The following is a 15127-nucleotide window of genomic DNA, read 5'->3' as shown; positions in this document are numbered from 1 at the left end:
TCCCCAGGAAGCATGGACAAGCGCGTCCGAAAAATCAAATATGCCGCCTGACATACAATCGCATGATCCCGAAAAGTGGATGCCGGTTTTCGGATCAGATCATGCCCAGACAGAGCTTCCACACCGCGGAATAAACACGCGGATCATCCCGTGAGGAAACCATGCAGTTCAAACACGTCACGCTCGATTTCGACGGCAATGTCGCCATCCTGAAGCTCGATCATCAGGAGGTCATGAACGCGGTCTCGGTCGACATGCTTGGCGGTCTCGGCGAGGCGCTGGACGAGATCGATGATCGCAAGGCCGACGTGCGCTGCGTGGTCCTCACCGGTGCCGGCCGTGCCTTCTGCACGGGCGCCAATCTTCAGGGGCGCAACAATCAGCTCACAAAGGCGCGCAGCAACGCCGGCGCCACGCTGGAGACCGCCTTCCATCCGTTCCTGCGGCGGCTGCAGAACCTGCATTGCCCGATCGTCACCGCGGTGAATGGCCCCGCCGCCGGCGCCGGCATGAGCTTCGCGCTGATGGGCGATCTCATTTTGTGCGCGCGCTCGTCCTATTTCCTGCAGGCGTTCCGTCGTATCGGGCTGGTGCCGGATTGCGGCTCGACCTGGATCCTGCCGCGCTTGATCGGCAAGGCGCGTTCGGTCGAACTGTCGTTGCTTGGTGAAAAGCTGCCGGCCGAGAAGGCGCTGGAATGGGGCCTCGTCAATCGCGTCTATGACGATGCGGCGCTGATGGATGAAGCCATGAAGCTCGCCCATGAACTCGCCAACGGCCCGACCATCGCACTGTCGTTGATCCGCAAGCTCTACTGGGAAAGCCCGGAGAATTCCTTTGAGGACCAGATCAATCTCGAGGTCAAATCGCAGCGCGCCGCCGGTGCTTCGCCGGACTTCAAGGAAGGCGTCGCGGCGTTCCTGGAAAAACGTCCGGCCAAGTTCACGGGCCAGTAAGCCTTGAGAACGGCGTCCGTCGCGGAGCTGCTCGCACGCAGCGTCACGTCGTGGTGCAATGGCGCCACCGGCGTGACGGATGCAAAGCGTTTGTCCGGTGGCGCCAGCCAAGAGACGTGGTCGTTCGACATCACGCATCCTGATGGTGCCATCGGCGCCATCCTGCGCCGCGCGCCGTCGGGCTATGGTGCTGCGCCCGGCCGAGCCGCAGGGCTCGATGCCGAAGCGGTGCTGATGCAGCTGGCCTTTGATGCCAGCGTACCGTCGCCGAAGGTGCTGCACGTTCTCAGACCGGATGACGATCTGGGAACCGGCTTCATCATGCAGCGAGTCGCTGGCGAAACCATCCCGCGCAAGATTTTGCGCGACGAAGAATTCGCCGACGCACGGCCCAAACTCGCCCGGCAATGCGGCGAGATCCTCGCCGGAATCCACGGGCTGTCCGCTGCAAGCCTGCCGCAGCTTCGCCGCATGACTGCCGCAGCAGAAATCGCCGAATTACAGCGCGAGATCGACGGCTTCGACTGGCCGCGCCCGGTGTTCCAGCTGGCGCTGCGCTGGCTGCGCGATAATGATCCCGGCCCATCAGAACGCGTCACCTTGGTGCATGGCGATTTCCGCCATGGCAATCTGATGATTGGTTCTGACGGCATCCGCGCGGTGCTCGACTGGGAGCTCGCGCATCTCGGTGATCCCATGGAGGATCTCGGCTGGATCTGCGTCAATTCGTGGCGCTTCGGCGTCATCGACAAGCCGGTCGGCGGTTTCGGCACCTATGAGGAATTGTTCGCTGGTTATGAGGCGGCTAGCGGAATCGCTGTCGATGCACAGCGGGTGAAATTCTGGGAAGTGATGGGCACGCTGCGCTGGGGCGTGATGTGCGTTGGCATGATGCAGCGGTTTCGTCTCGGCCCAGATCATTCGATGGAGCGCGCGATGATCGGACGGCGCTCGTCGGAGACGGAGATCGATCTGCTCAGACTATTGGCACCGCGCGCATGATCCCGAAAAGTGGCGACCGGTTTTCGGATCAGATCATGCGCAAAAACAAGGTGATGACATGCAGGATGAACCGAGGCCGGACGAACTGGTGAAGGCCGTCGCGGATTTTCTCCGCAACGACATTGCACCTCAAATCTCAGGTCATGCCGCCTTCAAGCTGCGTGTCGCGATCAACGCGCTCGATCTCGTGACACGGCAACTGACACTGGCCGGCGACAGCGATGCTGCCGAGCTGCATGGCTTGACAATGCTGCTCGGCGTGCATGGCACGCTCAACGGGTTGAACCAGGATCTCGCCGACCGTATCGCGCAAGGCGATATCGATCTCACGACGCCCTGTGTGAAGGAGCATCTGTGGCAGACGACACTGGCGAAGCTCGCTGTCGATCAGCCGAACTACGCAGCGTACAAACGCGAGCTGGAACCGAAGTAAGCGCTGAAGCGCTACTTCCCCTTCCAGTTCGGCTTGCGCTTTTCGGAGAACGCCTTCGGTCCTTCGACGTAATCCTCCGATGCCGCCATCGCCTTGACCGCCGGATATTCGCGCTGCTCAGTGATCGCCTGTTCCAGCGACACCGCCATGCCCTTCTGGATTGCCTGCTTGGAGGCGCGGATGGACATCGGTGAGTTCTGGCAGATCGTTTCGGCCCAGCGCAGCGCGGCGTTCAGGGCCTCGCCCTGCGGCACCACTTCGTTGACGAAGCCGAGCTCATAGCCTTCCTGCGGCTTCACATGGCGCGCGGTGAGGATCATCCCCATGGCGCGCTTCATGCCGATCTGGCGCGGCAGTCGCTGCAGGCCGCCAGCGAGTGCGGCGAGGCCGACGCGCGGCTCGGGCAGTGCAAAGGTCGCGTTCTCCGCGGCGATGATGAGGTCGCAGGCCAGCGCAATCTCGAAGCCACCGCCCATGGCAACGCCGTTCACCGCGGCGATGATCGGCTTGTCGCAATCGAAGCGCGCGGTGAGGCCGGCGAAGCCCGACGTGTTCCAGCCGCGCTTGCCGCCGGCGGCCTGCCATTTGAGGTCATTACCAGCGCAGAACGCCTTGTCGCCGGCGCCGGTGACGATCGCCACCCACTGTTCGGGATCACTGGCGAAGTCGTTGAACACCTCGTGCAACTCGTTATGCGCATCGGTGTGCAGTGCGTTGTAAACTTCCGGACGCGACAGCGTCACGATTGTGATCGGTCCCTTGCGGGTCACGGTTGAGAATTGCAGAGCCATCGCGGCCTCCCTTTTGTTTTTCGTTAGGCAGAATTTACGCCGCGCGGGCGCGCTTGACTTGATTGGACGATGCCATCTTAATCGCTCGATTAACAAGAGCAACAAAGCTCACACAAAAACATCGGGAGCAGCGCCGTGGATTTCTCCTTGCCGGCCGATCTGGTCGCCTATCTCGCCGAACTCGATTCATTCATCCTGCGCGAGATCAAACCGCTCGAAGAGCGGGATGACAATATCCGCTTCTTCGATCATCGCCGCGAATGGGCGCGCACCGATTTCGACAATGGCGGGCTGCCGCGGCATGAATGGGAGCAGCTGCTGCGTCAGGCGAAGAATCTCGCCGACGGCGCCGGCCATCTGCGCTTTGCAATTCCAAAGCGCTATGGCGGCAAAGATGGCAGCAATCTCTGGATGGCTGTCATCCGCGAACATTTCGCCGCCAAAGGCCTCGGCCTGCACAACGATCTGCAGAACGAACATTCCATTGTCGGCAATCTGCCGCTGGTGACGATGCTGGATCGTTACGGCCGCGAGGACCAGAAGGAGATGATCGAGGGCTCGATCACCGGCAAATATCGCATCACCTTCGGCCTCACCGAACCCGAGCACGGCTCCGATGCCACGCATATGGAGACGACGGCCGTCGAGGCGACGCGTGATGGCGTTAAGGGCTGGGTCATCAACGGCGAGAAGATGTGGACCACGGGCATGCACGTGGCCACGCATTGCGCGCTGTTCGCGCGCACGTCGGGGAACGATGGCGATGCGCGCGGTATCACCTGTTTCCTGGTGCCGGCGAAGGCTGCGGGCGTGAAGATTGAAGAGTATATGTGGACCTTCAACATGCCCACGGACCATCCGCGCGTGTCATTCACCGATGTGTTCGTGCCGGATGATGCACTGTTCGGCGAGATCGGTCGCGGTTTGTCACTGGCGCAGTGCTTCGTGCATGAGAACCGCATCCGTCAGGCGGCGAGCTCACTCGGCGCCGCAGTCTATTGCATCAATGAAAGCGTGAAATATGCGCGCGAGCGAAAACCGTTCGGCGAGGAGCTGGCGCGCAACCAGGGAATTCAGTTTCCGTTGGTCGAGCTGGCGACGCAGGCGGAGATGCTGCGACTCCTGATCCGCAAGACGGCGTGGGAGATGGACCAGCTCACCCAGGCGCAGGTCGAACACACGCTGTCCGACAAGGTGTCGATGTGTAACTACTGGGCCAACCGGCTGTGCTGCGAGTCCGCCGATCGCGCGATGCAGGTGCATGGCGGCATGGGCTATTCACGGCACAAGCCGTTCGAACACATCTATCGCCATCACCGTCGCTATCGCATCACCGAAGGCAGCGAGGAAATCCAGAAGCGCAAGGTTGCAGGATTCCTGTTTGGCTATATGGGCGTCAACAAGCACTGATGTGCTGCGTCAGTTGATGTAGCCTGGAATTTCTGCAGGCGAGGTCACCAGGTGCTTCGCCCCGGCGCTCGTTAGCTCCTCGCGGCCGCCATAGCCATAGAGTACGCCGATCGCCGGAATGCCGTTATTCGCTGCGCCGATGATGTCGTGCTTGCGATCGCCGATCATGATCGCTCGCGCGGGATCGGCGGAGGTTTCGTCGAGCGCATAACGCAGCAGGTCGCTCTTGTCGACGCGAGTGCCATCGAGCTCTGAGCCAAATACGCGCGTGAAGTATTGGCGCAGGCCGAAGTGATCGACGATGCGATCGGCAAATACATGCGGCTTGCTGGTGGCGACAAACAGCCGGCGGCCTGTTGTGTGCAACGTATCGAGCGTCGCGGTGATGCCATCATAAAGCGTGTTCTCGAACAGGCCGATCGTGCCGAAGCGTTCGCGATAGAGTTCGACGCCGCGATCGGCATCTTTCTCGCTGCCGAGCAGTGCCACGAAGCTGGCGCGCAGCGGTGGGCCGATGCACCAGGTCAGTTCGTCCTGTGTCGGGACGGGAAGCCCGAGCTTGCCGAGCGCATACTGGATCGAGCCCGTGATGCCGATCTTGGGATCGGTCAGCGTCCCGTCGAGATCGAAAAAGACAGTGTCGATGGCATGTGGCTTCATCTAGTTCGCATACCTTGCGGTGAGATCGCGCGAGATCCGCGAGCCTTCGTCGATATAGCGGCGGATCGCGATACTGGCAGCAGGCGTGCAGGTCCGGTAGGTCTGCTGGAAGCCGTTATAGCCGCGGTTGAAACCGGCGATCATGCGGGCGCGGCGCTCGCCCGACGGCGTCTCGGCATCGACCAGCGCCTGCATTTCGTTGCGCCATTTGTTGCCTTCGTTGTTGCCGCAGATGCCGCGCAGATAATGCAGCGCGCCGAGAATCTCGGACATCCGCTGCAGGTCATTGTCGAACGGCGCAGCCGTGTCCTGTGCCCGGGCAGAGCCAGCGCAGGTCATCGCAATGGTCAGAATGATGAGCAGATGCTTCAACATGAATGGTCCCGGAACCCGGCTGATATGCCTTTTCAAGGCGTCTGAAGCAAGGCAACGCTGCTGGTGCGGCAAGGAGCTATCTATGGTCCGACCAGATCTTCCGCCATAGCGAGGATCGGGCCGAGGCCATCGGTGGTTTTGAAGGCGCCGAGATCGTCCGGCGCGACCCACTGGAAATCGTCAAGTTCGTCATTCAGCTCGGGCTCGCCAGCCACCCAGCGAGCGGCAAAGGCCATGATCAGGTAATGCCCCGCGACCTTGTCGTTGGGCAGCACTTCGCGGAAGCCGGACAGGCCGACAATATCGATGGTCAGCCCGGTTTCCTCCATCACCTCGCGTGCGAGCGCGACGGCGAGGGATTCGCCGAATTCCACGCGTCCGCCGGGGAGCGAATAGAAGCCCTTGCCCGGCGAGCGGGCGCGGCGGACCAGCAGTACCTTGCCATCCCGGAAGATGGCGGCGCTGGTAGCGAGCTGCGGATGGGTAGGAGGCGTGTCGGTCACGAGGTCATTGCGCCATAATGCTATCGATGTCGGATTCCTGATCGCGGCCGTTGATAATGCCGCCGGCCGTTCCGACCATGGGCTTGACCCAGCCGGCAGCCTGTTCGGCCAGCATGGCGCGGGTCCGGTCCTGCTGCACGGTGCGCATGGCTTCGCCGACAGTTGTCAGGATTTGCGTCATGTTCGCGACCAGCGCATCGAATTCTGCACGGATGGCCGGGCGTGCAGCCTCATAGGATGCGATGGCGAGATCGCGTGCCTTGAAGTTGGATTTGATGAAGTGCTCGGCATAGCTGAGCGGCTGCCATTCCAGGAACAGCTCATAGCAGTCCGGCATGTCCGGGATCAGCTCGAGCAACATGATGGCTTCATTGAAGTGATTGAGATAGTCGGTCGCCAGACCCGTGCGTGGGTTGATATTGGCGGCCATCAGCTCGGCAGCGGACGCGACGGGGCCGGCACCGGCACTGGCCAGATCGTGATGGTCATGCTGCGCCGGTTGTATGGCCGTCAGGGTCATATGTCGCACTGTTGGGGTTTTGGGTTAAAACCGCCTGAAGAGGCAGGATTGCGGATCGAGAATGTGCGGGCGGTTTGTCATTACATCAGCGCCGGAAGCGTTACGGCAGGTATTCAGTTATATCGAGCAACCGAATTTTCCTGCGAGGTACAATATTGCGCCGACGCAGCCGGTTCCTGTTGTCATCGTTGAAAACGGATCCCGGCATTTCCGTCTAATGCGATGGGGCCTTTTGCCCTCCTGGGTCAAGGACCCGCGGAAGTTTACGCTTCTGATTAATGCACGCGCCGAGACGGTGCAAGAAAAGCCGGCCTTCAAAAACGCGATTCGCCGCCGCCGCTGTCTGATTCCGGCCGATGGCTATTACGAATGGCAAAATCGCGGTGAACGCAAACAACCGTATTTTATCCACCCACGTGCAGGCGGGCCTATGGGATTCGCAGGTCTTGCGGAGACCTGGATGGGACCGAACGGCGAAGAAGTCGACACGATTGCGATCATCACCGCGGAAGCCAGCACGGGCATGTCGGTACTGCACCATCGCGTGCCGGTGACGATCGCACCCGATCATTTCGGCCAGTGGCTCGATTGCAGTTCGGATAGCGCGTCCGACGTGATGACGATGCTCGCTGCGCCCGCAGACGGCACCTTCGCCTGGCATCCGGTGGCGATGGCCGTCAACAAGGTGGCCAATGACGATGCGCAACTGATCCTGCCGATCTCGGCGGAAGAGGCCGCTGTGGAGCAGGTGAAGCCGATGAGGGCGCCGCGCAAGGTCGTGGTGGTCGAGGACGACGGGCAGGGATCATTGTTCTAGTTCAGGGCGTCAGCGGCCGTCCGTCGAGCCACTTGGCATAGATCACGCGCTTCTGTTCGCCGTAGCCGAGCGACTCATAAAACGCCTGCACCTTGGTATTATCCGAGCGCACCATGAGCTGCATCTTCTCGATGCCGCGCTCGCGCAGCCAGTCTTCGGCTGCACTCATGATGCCGCGGCCGAAATCCTGGCGCTGGTGGTCGGGATCGACCGAGACGTAATAGACCCAGCCGCGATGGCCATCATGGCCGACCAGCACGGAGGCGACGATGGTCCTTCCCTTGCGACCGACCAGGACATCGGCATTGGTGCCTGCGCGCGCCAGCCTGATATCGGCCTCCGGATCGTTCCAGGGCCGCACCAGTCCGCAGCGCAGCCAGAGCTGAACGACCGCTTGAATGTCGGTGTCGACGAGCCGGGCAACTTTCAATGTTGCACCGGCAGCAGCACCTTGCCCGGATTGAGGATGTTCAGCGGATCCAGCATCGCCTTCAAGCTGCGCATCAGCTCGATGGCGACGGGGTCCTTCACCGAGGGCAGCTCAGCCGCCTTCATCTGGCCGATGCCATGTTCGGCGGAGATCGAACCGCCCATGCGCAACACGACGTCGAAGACGACTTCGTTGACGTCGTGCCAGCGCGCCAGGAATTTCTCGCGGCCGTCGCTGTCGCCGAGCGTCTCCTTGGGCTGCGTGACATTGTAGTGGATGTTGCCGTCGCCGAGATGACCGAACGGCACCGGACGTGCGCCGGGCATCAGCTTCACGACGGCCGCATTGGCTTCGGCGATGAAGGCGGGTACGGAAGCGACCGGCACCGAGATATCGTGCTTGATCGATCCGCCTTCCGGCTTCTGCGCTGGCGAGATTTCCTCGCGCAGTTTCCAGAACGCCTGACGGTGGGCGATATTTTCGGCAATCACGGCGTCATCCACGATGCCGTCTTCGAAGCCGCGTTCGAGGATCGCCTCCAATGTCGCGCGGGCATCGTCGCGTCCCGACGACAATTCCATCAAGACATACCAGGCGTGTTTGCTGGAGAGCGGATCGCGAATGCCGATACCGTGACGGACGCTGAAATCGACAGCGATATCGGCGATCAGTTCGAAACTGGTGAGGTTGCCGCCGGCCTCGGAGCGGGAGATGCTGAGCAGCTTCAGCGCATCGTCCGGCGACTTCAGGCCGACAAAGGCGGTCTCGACCGCGCGCGGCTTCGGAAACAGTTTCAGCGTTGCCGCGGTGATGATGCCGAGCGAGCCTTCAGCGCCGATGAAGATATTGCGCAGGTCGTAACCGGTATTGTCCTTCTTCAGCTTCGACAGGCCATTGAGAATGCGGCCATCGGCCAGCACGACTTCGAGGCCGAGGGCCATCTCCCGCGCGACGCCATAGGCGAGGGCGGTCGTACCGCCGGCATTGCTGGAGAGATTGCCGCCGATGGTGCAGCTGCCTTCGGAGCCCAGCGACAGCGGAAACAGCCGGTCGGCTTCGGCGGCGCGCTGCTGCGCGACCTGCAGCACGAGGCCGGCTTCCACCGTCATGGTGTTGGACGAGGTGTCCAGATCGCGCACCTTGTCCATCCGGCGTATCGACAGCACGACCTCGCCGCCATAAGGCGTCTGGCCGCCGACGAGCCCGGTATTGCCGCCTTGCGGCACCAGTGCGGTGCGGGTCTCGGTGGCGAGCTTGCAGATCGCGGCGACTTCGGCAGTAGAGCCCGGGCGCAGCACCAGCGGCGAGGTGCCGAAAAACAGGTTGCGATCCTCGGTGACGTATTGGTGCACGTCGGCCTGATCGGTGATGGCGTATTTGTCGCCAACGATGGCCCGGAAGCGCGCGATGGTTTCGGGGGAGAGCGTGGGCGGCTTCGGCTGGACGATATTCATAACTATTCCCTAAGCGCGTTTCTTGGTCTTGCGTTCGAGTTACACGGCGGCGCGGCGCAGCCGGTCATTGATGGCTTCGCCGAGCCCGTGGTTCGGCACCGGCATCACCGCGATGCCGCTCGCGCCCGAAGCTATAGCAGCGGCGTCGAGTGCGCGAAGATAGCCGAAAAGATTGGTGGCGGCTTCCCCGAGATCGCCCTGTTCGGACAAATTCAGGACAGCGGCGGCGGCCTCGATGCCCGGCAGCGGGGCCGATCCGAAAGCCAGTAGCGCCTCGCCGGGATTCACAGCCTCGGCCAGCAGCCGCACCCGTGTCCGCGGCGCATAATGCGAGGCCAGCATGCCCGGCGCCAGCGGCTGGTTTGTATCGCTTGCGGGTTCGTCCGGCGGGCTCGCCAGTGACTGGCCCAACACCCGTTCGATCGCCTCTCGCGGCAGGCCACCGGGGCGGAGCAGCATCGGCGTGTCGAAACAACCGACGATGGTGGATTCAACGCCCACTTCAACCGGTCCGCCATCGAGAATCATGTCGATCCGGCCATCCAGATCACTCAGCACATGGGCTGCGGTGGTCGGCGAGACATGTCCGGAGATATTGGCCGATGGCGCCACCACGGCACCGCCAAAGGCCCGCAGGAGCGCGTGGGCCACGGGATGCGCAGGCACACGAATGGCAACGGTGTCGAGGCCGGCGGTGGCCAGATCGGCCACCGGGCAGTCCGCCGCCTTGGGCAGCACCAGCGTCAGCGGCCCCGGCCAGAACGTCTCAGCAAGCGCCAGCGCGCGCGCATCGAATCGGGCAATGCGCCGGGCAGCGGCGAGATCGGCCACATGGGCGATCAGCGGATTGAACGACGGCCGGCCTTTGGCTTCATAGATCCCCGCCACGGCCCGCGGATTGGCCGCATCGGCGCCGAGCCCATAGACCGTCTCTGTCGGGAACGCCAGCAGCCCGCCCGCGCGCAGGCAGCGCGCCGCCTCCGCAATATGGGCGGCGTCGGCGGGGCTCATCCGGGTCGTCAGGCCTACGGCCATGCAGGGCAGATCCTTGTCTTCAAAATTGGTCAAGCTTCTTTACCGGGGTTCTTGCAGGATGCGAAACCCAAGGCTATAAGCCGCGCTCTTAGTCGGAGTGTGGCTCAGCCCGGTAGAGCACTGCGTTCGGGACGCAGGGGTCGCAGGTTCGAATCCTGCCACTCCGACCATGATTTCAATGACTTAGTCATTTCGCTGTTCTCCCGAGCAACGAAATGGGCGAGCTGTAGCGTTCTCCCTGCAATTCGACCCGAGTTGGCGCTACCGCGCCCCTGAGCCGGCACCGATCAAACTCGTTAGCGAGTTCTTCTCCTTGATAGCGAAGGTCTCCGTCCAATCCGAAAATCAGCGGTCGGTCGTCGAGCTTTTCAAAACCCATTTTGCAGGAGCGGCCGGAACGATTTCGCACCGCAGCTCTGGCTTGGGGTGGGCTCAGTCTGATCTTGACTCGTTGATGCGCGATGCAGCTGTGAACGCACCTCTTCATCGAAGCCTTTTTCGAAGCTTCGGAAATCTTAAAGCGCCAAGGGCTTCATACACCCGACGTTGGCATCATCAATTCCGCGTTGGAAGAAAGTGAAGCGAACTACCGGATAATACTGCCGCACTTAATGCGCTTGGATCAAGGTCGCGCGCCAGTTGTGGCGGTTGCTACGTCGCCGACACTTGACGTCCAAGCTCAAGAGGTCATTCAGAAATCCCTTAAAAATTCGCAGGACTATCTTACCACTGGGAGATATCGCGAGCCGTTCACTGTAGAGCGCATAACCCTGCAGACCGAGCGCGCGTCGCACCTGGCTGAGCTATTGCCGGCGAGCCGGAAGACGAGACGAAGAAAGTTATCATGAAGAAGGACGGCAAGGGTGGCCGATAACGCCGCCTATGCTATGAACTGGCGGTCATCAAGGCTCTTTCGATTTGCGCTGTCTCAATCGATTTGATGGCAGTAAAACTCTTTCTGCTAGCAATGCCCGCTCGGGATCGTGATTCGATAATATCCATAGAGCGCAAGCAGTGTTTGCCCTATAAAGCCGAGCGCGTCAGCATCGCTTGCTGGCGGGCCGCCGGTTCAACGCAGCCGATCGGCCGAGCTATTTGTTCGGCGAGACGATGCCGCAATAGAATGTGCGGCACTCGCGAAATCATGATCAGCAAGCAATCGATAGACGCATCGCAGCTGCAGGATCGCCCCTTTTGAGAGGCATTCTTCGCCGAATCGAACGCATAGGGAAAATCCTGATGAGCACTCTCGCGATTATTGTTTTGTCTTTCTTTACCGGCTTTGCGGCGTGTCTGGCCCTCATGGTGTTTCTCCCCGAGCCCGACGAACAGGCCCTGTCTCCGCCCAATTCGGCAAGAAGTTTCTGAACATCGTTCTTTGCTGCTGCGCGCCGATGGCACTTCGTGATAGCGAAGTGCCATGCCCATATCTTCACATCTAGCCGCCGTGCGGGCCAAAGTTGGCCATGATCTTTTGACCTTGTGTGCAGCTTCCATTTCCATTTTCGATGGGGAGGGCCGGTTGCTCCTCGGCAAGGATGCCGAGACAGATTTTTGGACTTTGCCGGGAGGCGCGGTCGATCCCGTTGAGCAGCCATCCGACGCTGCGGTTCGGGAGTGTTTTGAAGAGACCGGGCTTCAGGTAGAGATCACTCGACTGATTGGTGTCTTTGGTGGCCAAGAATTTCTGATCACTTACCCGAATGGCGACGTTACCTATTACACGACAATCGCCTTCGAAGCTCGCATCGTTGGCGGAGCGCATCAGCCAGACGGTGTTGAGATGGCGCGATTGGCCTACTTCTCCAGGGAAGATTGCGCCAACCTGAATCTTTCCCCGTCAAGTCGAGTTATATCGGAGCGCGCATTCGAGCGACCCTCAACTCCGTGGTTCAGCGTCTCTACTTGGAAGCCGGAAGCGATCTAGGTGGATCTCAGTACGATCGCACTCATGCTTGCAGCTGGACTACTGCACGCGGCGTGGCATGCCATTGTCAAGAGCGGCAATGGTCTAGCAACACTCACCGGTATGGGTGTCGCCAGCGCGTTACTGACGTCGCCATTTCTGTTTTATGTCGAACCTCTCGCTCGCGAGGCGTGGCCCGCTCTTGCGTTGTCGATCCTGCTGCACGCCGGTTACAAGATCGGGCTCGCGCATGCCTATAATCATGGTGACCTCAGCAGAGCGTATCCACTGGCGCGTGGGCTGGTTCCGTTGTGCGCGCTCCCTATCTCGTACCTCTTGCTCGACCAGATCCCGACAGGATGGGAACTCGTCGGAATTGTCGTCGTGTCGATTGGGGTTATCGCGATCGCGACCGAACGGTCGCCATCGTGGAGCAGGGGAAAGCTCATCTTGCCGGCGCTCGGAGCGAGCCTCATGGTTGCTGGTTACTCCGTCGTTGACGCCTATGGCGTACGCCTTGTCGGATGGTCCGCGTTCACCGCATGGTTGATCGTGCTAGATAGCGTAGCGTTTCTGATCATCGGCAGCTTACTCGGCGGCCGCGTGATTTGGAGGCAGATGGGCGAATCCTGGCGAACGACCACGGTCGCTGGCATCCTAGGTCTTTGCTCGTTCGGCGTATTTTTATGGGCACTTAACCGAAATCCAGTGGCCTCGGTCGTAGCTTTCCGCGAATGCAGTCTGATCTTTGCGACGATCATTGCATTCGCAATCCTGCAAGAGCGGATCTCTATTTATCGCCTGGCTGCAGTCTCGACCGTTGCCGTCGGCCTGTTCATGATCGGGATGGCCCGATAGTTAGACGATGTCATAATGACTGGCAATAATATGCCAGCTGGCCTCAGGGCGTGAAGCGATATCGTGTGCTGAGAGTATCTGAGCGCCATTCATATCCCATTCGGTCAGAGCGCCGTTCGCGTTTTGCCAGAGGATGTCGGCCTTGCCGTCGCCGCTGAAGTCTGCGACCTCGGCAATATGCCAGGACGTATCCGGAACCGATCCGATTGATTGGCCAGATACTAACTGACCGCCATTCATTGACCAAACGACTGTTTGCCCGTTGTTATTGTGCCAAAGAATGTCCGCGGTGCCGTTGCCATCAAAATCGCCTGTGCCGGCGACATGCCATGTGAGATCTGGCTGAACCGCGACGTTATTTCCTGAAATGCTGGCCCCGTTCATCGCCCAAACGTTCACGGTCCCCGTAGTGCTCCGCCAGAGCACGTCACTGTTACCATCGCCGTTGAAGTCGGCGATCGATTGAACTTTCCAAGTCGGATCAGGCTGTGCCGCGAGGTTGGAAGTGGACGAAACTTGACTTCCGTTCATTTGCCACTCTGCCAATGCACCGCTGGTGTGCCGCCATAGAATATCAGCTCTTCCGTCGCCATTGAAATCGCCCGAGCCCTGGATGGACCACGAAGAGTCCATTTGAGCAGCGAGTCCCTTGCCGCTTGTAATTTGAGTTCCGTTTGTTCCCGCCATCGTCCAAATGGCGAGTGCGCCGTTGTCATTTCTCCAAAGAATATCACTGCGCCCATCCCCGTTAAAATCGGATTCATTTGTTTGTATGTGCCAAGACAATCCGGGATTAGAGCCGATGGCATCTCCCGTGAGAATCTGCCCGCCACTGCCCATCGTCCATACGGCCAGCGATCCGTTGCTATTCTGCCAGAGGATGTCGGCGTGAGCGTCGCCGTTGAAGTCGTTTGGCAGTCCTTTAACCGTCGGAGCTGCGCCGTAAAGCGCTTGAATTCCATGCACGTCGGATTGCGTTAGGTCGTTAATGCTCGCGCTTGCGTATGAGTTCATGATAGCGGGCGAAACGTTATAGTGGTCTAGACCGATCGCGTGTCCAATCTCGTGTAAGGCCACCGAGAAGAAATTCACGCCTGCATTGCTTGAGATCTGACTTCCTGACAGATGCCAACCTTCACCACTGTCGAACTCAATCGATGCCGATAGCAGACGTGTGCCGGAGTAGCTGTAGTTGGCCACACCGAGAACATTGTTCAGTCCGTCGATCGCACCGAGTGTAAAGTCGATCTGAGATGACGCTGTCGAGCCGACCTGTTGGAAAGTTATATTGGCGTAGGTTGCCCAATCCAAAAATGCAGATGTGATGTAAGGCACGAACCAGGACGGAATGGTGCTGTCGATAGCCCACGTAACTACTCCACCGGCAGTTCCAAGTCCGCCGGTGCCCCATCTAGGACCTTCCAGAGCATAATCCGCCATTTAATCCTCCGACTCCTGAGGAGGAGGAGGCTCAGGCCGGCCGCTTAACGGCCGGTTAACAAGCAGTAGTAGTTTGTTGCGGTTAAGACCGATCAGGAGGGCGAGGGCGCAGAGATTCGATCCCGTGCGGCGGCAAGCTGAGGGCCGTCCAGGCGCTCGAGGCCTGGCTAAAGCGGCGGCCATCACCGAGGGGCCTATCTTCCGGGAAGTCGATCGACACGGCCGCGTCGGTGCCGCCGCGCTGTCTGACAGATCGGTGGCCCGCATCGTCAAGAGGGCGCTCGGCGTGGCGGGTTGCCGCACTTGCAGCCACATCGGAAAGCCGTCCAGTCTCATGCCCGGGCGGCTTTTTTGCTGTCTTCCGACTATTCATTGCTCTGTGAAAGTCTGAAAGCGGGCAACGAATTGGCAATGTAATGGCTGTTTCGGGCGTGAACAAAACGTGCCGAATTAGAAAGGTAAGTCAATAAGATCAATCCCTTGAGATTAATGCACTGCGTTCGGGACGCAGGGGTCGCAGGTTCGAATCCTGCCACT

17 protein-coding genes and 1 tRNA gene are annotated in these 15127 nt (G+C 60.3%); 8 read left to right on the top strand and 10 right to left on the bottom strand.

Going from position 1 to position 15127, the window contains the following annotated elements:
* Positions 1-161 precede the first annotated feature (161 nt).
* From AB8A23_RS00655 to AB8A23_RS00645, 3 genes are read left to right on the top strand one after another with little or no spacing between them, the layout of a single operon-like run.
* Entirely contained in the window at positions 162-956 is a 795-nt protein-coding gene (locus tag AB8A23_RS00655) for an enoyl-CoA hydratase/isomerase (RefSeq protein ID WP_068733289.1), read from the top strand.
* A gap of 3 nt (positions 957-959) precedes the next feature.
* The gene (locus AB8A23_RS00650; RefSeq protein WP_439057178.1) at positions 960-1958 is read left to right on the top strand and encodes a phosphotransferase family protein; all 999 of its coding nucleotides are present in this window, start codon (positions 960-962) and stop codon (positions 1956-1958) included.
* A 58-nt stretch (positions 1959-2016) separates the two neighbouring features.
* Positions 2017-2391, top strand: coding sequence for a DUF6285 domain-containing protein (locus AB8A23_RS00645; RefSeq protein ID WP_439057179.1), 375 nt, complete (start codon positions 2017-2019; stop codon positions 2389-2391).
* Positions 2392-2402: 11 nt separating this feature from the next.
* Here the strand turns inward: AB8A23_RS00645 and AB8A23_RS00640 are convergent, their stop codons facing one another.
* A complete protein-coding gene (locus AB8A23_RS00640) occupies positions 2403-3182 on the bottom strand; it encodes an enoyl-CoA hydratase-related protein (RefSeq protein ID WP_175368777.1) in 780 nt (259 codons plus the stop codon).
* Positions 3183-3317: 135 nt separating this feature from the next.
* Here AB8A23_RS00640 and AB8A23_RS00635 point away from each other — a divergent pair, with 135 nt between their 5' ends.
* On the top strand, positions 3318-4592 hold the full coding sequence (locus AB8A23_RS00635; protein WP_439057180.1) for an acyl-CoA dehydrogenase family protein: 1275 nt from the start codon (positions 3318-3320) through the stop codon (positions 4590-4592).
* 9 nt (positions 4593-4601) lie between these two features.
* Here AB8A23_RS00635 and AB8A23_RS00630 read toward each other — a convergent pair whose 3' ends face one another.
* The 4 genes from AB8A23_RS00630 to AB8A23_RS00615 all read right to left on the bottom strand — a co-directional run bounded on the left by AB8A23_RS00630 (position 4602) and on the right by AB8A23_RS00615 (position 6650).
* The gene (locus AB8A23_RS00630) at positions 4602-5237 is read right to left on the bottom strand and encodes an HAD family hydrolase (RefSeq protein WP_120289111.1); all 636 of its coding nucleotides are present in this window, start codon (positions 5235-5237) and stop codon (positions 4602-4604) included.
* Between the two features lie 15 nt (positions 5238-5252).
* Complete coding sequence (locus AB8A23_RS00625; RefSeq protein ID WP_120288444.1) at positions 5253-5627, bottom strand: TIGR02301 family protein; 375 nt, start codon at positions 5625-5627, stop codon at positions 5253-5255.
* Positions 5628-5707: 80 nt separating this feature from the next.
* The gene (locus AB8A23_RS00620) at positions 5708-6130 is read right to left on the bottom strand and encodes an NUDIX hydrolase (RefSeq protein ID WP_439057181.1); all 423 of its coding nucleotides are present in this window, start codon (positions 6128-6130) and stop codon (positions 5708-5710) included.
* 4 nt (positions 6131-6134) lie between these two features.
* A complete protein-coding gene (locus tag AB8A23_RS00615) occupies positions 6135-6650 on the bottom strand; it encodes a hypothetical protein (protein ID WP_120288445.1) in 516 nt (171 codons plus the stop codon).
* Positions 6651-6711: 61 nt separating this feature from the next.
* Here AB8A23_RS00615 and AB8A23_RS00610 point away from each other — a divergent pair, with 61 nt between their 5' ends.
* Positions 6712-7467 (top strand): SOS response-associated peptidase, encoded by a 756-nt coding sequence (locus AB8A23_RS00610; protein WP_439057182.1) that lies wholly within the window; start codon positions 6712-6714, stop codon positions 7465-7467.
* Position 7468: 1 nt separating this feature from the next.
* On the opposite strand, the gene AB8A23_RS00605 is transcribed toward AB8A23_RS00610, so the two are convergent.
* Genes AB8A23_RS00605 through AB8A23_RS00595 form a run of 3 tightly spaced genes read right to left on the bottom strand, consistent with a single transcriptional unit; the run spans position 7469 to position 10386 of the window.
* Positions 7469-7897 (bottom strand): GNAT family acetyltransferase, encoded by a 429-nt coding sequence (locus AB8A23_RS00605; protein WP_092139459.1) that lies wholly within the window; start codon positions 7895-7897, stop codon positions 7469-7471.
* Positions 7894-9351 carry an FAD-binding oxidoreductase gene (locus AB8A23_RS00600; RefSeq protein ID WP_439057183.1) on the bottom strand — a complete coding sequence of 486 codons (1458 nt, stop codon included), beginning with the start codon at positions 9349-9351 and terminating at the stop codon, positions 7894-7896. The genes AB8A23_RS00605 and AB8A23_RS00600 overlap by 4 nt, the downstream gene beginning before the upstream one ends.
* Positions 9352-9390: 39 nt before the next feature.
* A complete protein-coding gene (locus AB8A23_RS00595; protein WP_439060423.1) occupies positions 9391-10386 on the bottom strand; it encodes an L-threonylcarbamoyladenylate synthase in 996 nt (331 codons plus the stop codon).
* A 93-nt stretch (positions 10387-10479) separates the two neighbouring features.
* On the opposite strand from AB8A23_RS00595, the gene AB8A23_RS00590 reads away from it, so the two are divergent.
* Positions 10480-10556, top strand: a tRNA-Pro gene (locus AB8A23_RS00590).
* A gap of 853 nt (positions 10557-11409) precedes the next feature.
* Here the strand turns inward: AB8A23_RS00590 and AB8A23_RS00585 are convergent.
* The gene (locus AB8A23_RS00585) at positions 11410-11808 is read right to left on the bottom strand and encodes a hypothetical protein (RefSeq protein ID WP_439057184.1); all 399 of its coding nucleotides are present in this window, start codon (positions 11806-11808) and stop codon (positions 11410-11412) included.
* Here AB8A23_RS00585 and AB8A23_RS00580 point away from each other — a divergent pair.
* Positions 11807-12313 carry an NUDIX domain-containing protein gene (locus tag AB8A23_RS00580; protein ID WP_439057185.1) on the top strand — a complete coding sequence of 169 codons (507 nt, stop codon included), beginning with the start codon at positions 11807-11809 and terminating at the stop codon, positions 12311-12313. The two genes, AB8A23_RS00585 and AB8A23_RS00580, sit on opposite strands and share 2 nt — an antisense overlap.
* Before the next feature lie 24 nt (positions 12314-12337).
* Positions 12338-13150, top strand: a complete 813-nt coding sequence (locus AB8A23_RS00575; RefSeq protein WP_439066011.1) for a DMT family transporter — start codon at positions 12338-12340, stop codon at positions 13148-13150.
* On the opposite strand, the gene AB8A23_RS00570 is transcribed toward AB8A23_RS00575, so the two are convergent.
* Complete coding sequence (locus AB8A23_RS00570) at positions 13151-14590, bottom strand: FG-GAP-like repeat-containing protein (RefSeq protein WP_439057187.1); 1440 nt, start codon at positions 14588-14590, stop codon at positions 13151-13153.
* Positions 14591-15127 lie beyond the last annotated feature (537 nt).

This window comes from Tardiphaga sp. 619_E2_N8_4 (assembly GCF_051810905.1).
GTDB lineage: Bacteria > Pseudomonadota > Alphaproteobacteria > Rhizobiales > Xanthobacteraceae > Tardiphaga > Tardiphaga robiniae.
This window is presented reverse-complemented; position numbering and strand designations above follow the sequence as displayed.

Excerpts from the sequence above, each read along its gene's own strand:
- AB8A23_RS00645 (WP_439057179.1), top strand. The coding sequence starts at position 2,017 with ATGCAGGATGAACCGAGGCCGGACGAACTGGTGAAGGCCGTCGCGGAT.
- AB8A23_RS00570 (WP_439057187.1), bottom strand. The coding sequence starts at position 14,590 with ATGGCGGATTATGCTCTGGAAGGTCCTAGATGGGGCACCGGCGGACTT.
- AB8A23_RS00655 (WP_068733289.1), top strand. The coding sequence starts at position 162 with ATGCAGTTCAAACACGTCACGCTCGATTTCGACGGCAATGTCGCCATC.
- AB8A23_RS00600 (WP_439057183.1), bottom strand. The coding sequence starts at position 9,351 with ATGAATATCGTCCAGCCGAAGCCGCCCACGCTCTCCCCCGAAACCATC.
- AB8A23_RS00610 (WP_439057182.1), top strand. The coding sequence starts at position 6,712 with ATGTGCGGGCGGTTTGTCATTACATCAGCGCCGGAAGCGTTACGGCAG.
- AB8A23_RS00580 (WP_439057185.1), top strand. The coding sequence starts at position 11,807 with ATGCCCATATCTTCACATCTAGCCGCCGTGCGGGCCAAAGTTGGCCAT.
- AB8A23_RS00615 (WP_120288445.1), bottom strand. The coding sequence starts at position 6,650 with ATGACCCTGACGGCCATACAACCGGCGCAGCATGACCATCACGATCTG.
- AB8A23_RS00595 (WP_439060423.1), bottom strand. The coding sequence starts at position 10,386 with ATGGCCGTAGGCCTGACGACCCGGATGAGCCCCGCCGACGCCGCCCAT.
- AB8A23_RS00640 (WP_175368777.1), bottom strand. The coding sequence starts at position 3,182 with ATGGCTCTGCAATTCTCAACCGTGACCCGCAAGGGACCGATCACAATC.
- AB8A23_RS00625 (WP_120288444.1), bottom strand. The coding sequence starts at position 5,627 with ATGTTGAAGCATCTGCTCATCATTCTGACCATTGCGATGACCTGCGCT.
- AB8A23_RS00575 (WP_439066011.1), top strand. The coding sequence starts at position 12,338 with ATGCTTGCAGCTGGACTACTGCACGCGGCGTGGCATGCCATTGTCAAG.
- AB8A23_RS00585 (WP_439057184.1), bottom strand. The coding sequence starts at position 11,808 with ATGGCACTTCGCTATCACGAAGTGCCATCGGCGCGCAGCAGCAAAGAA.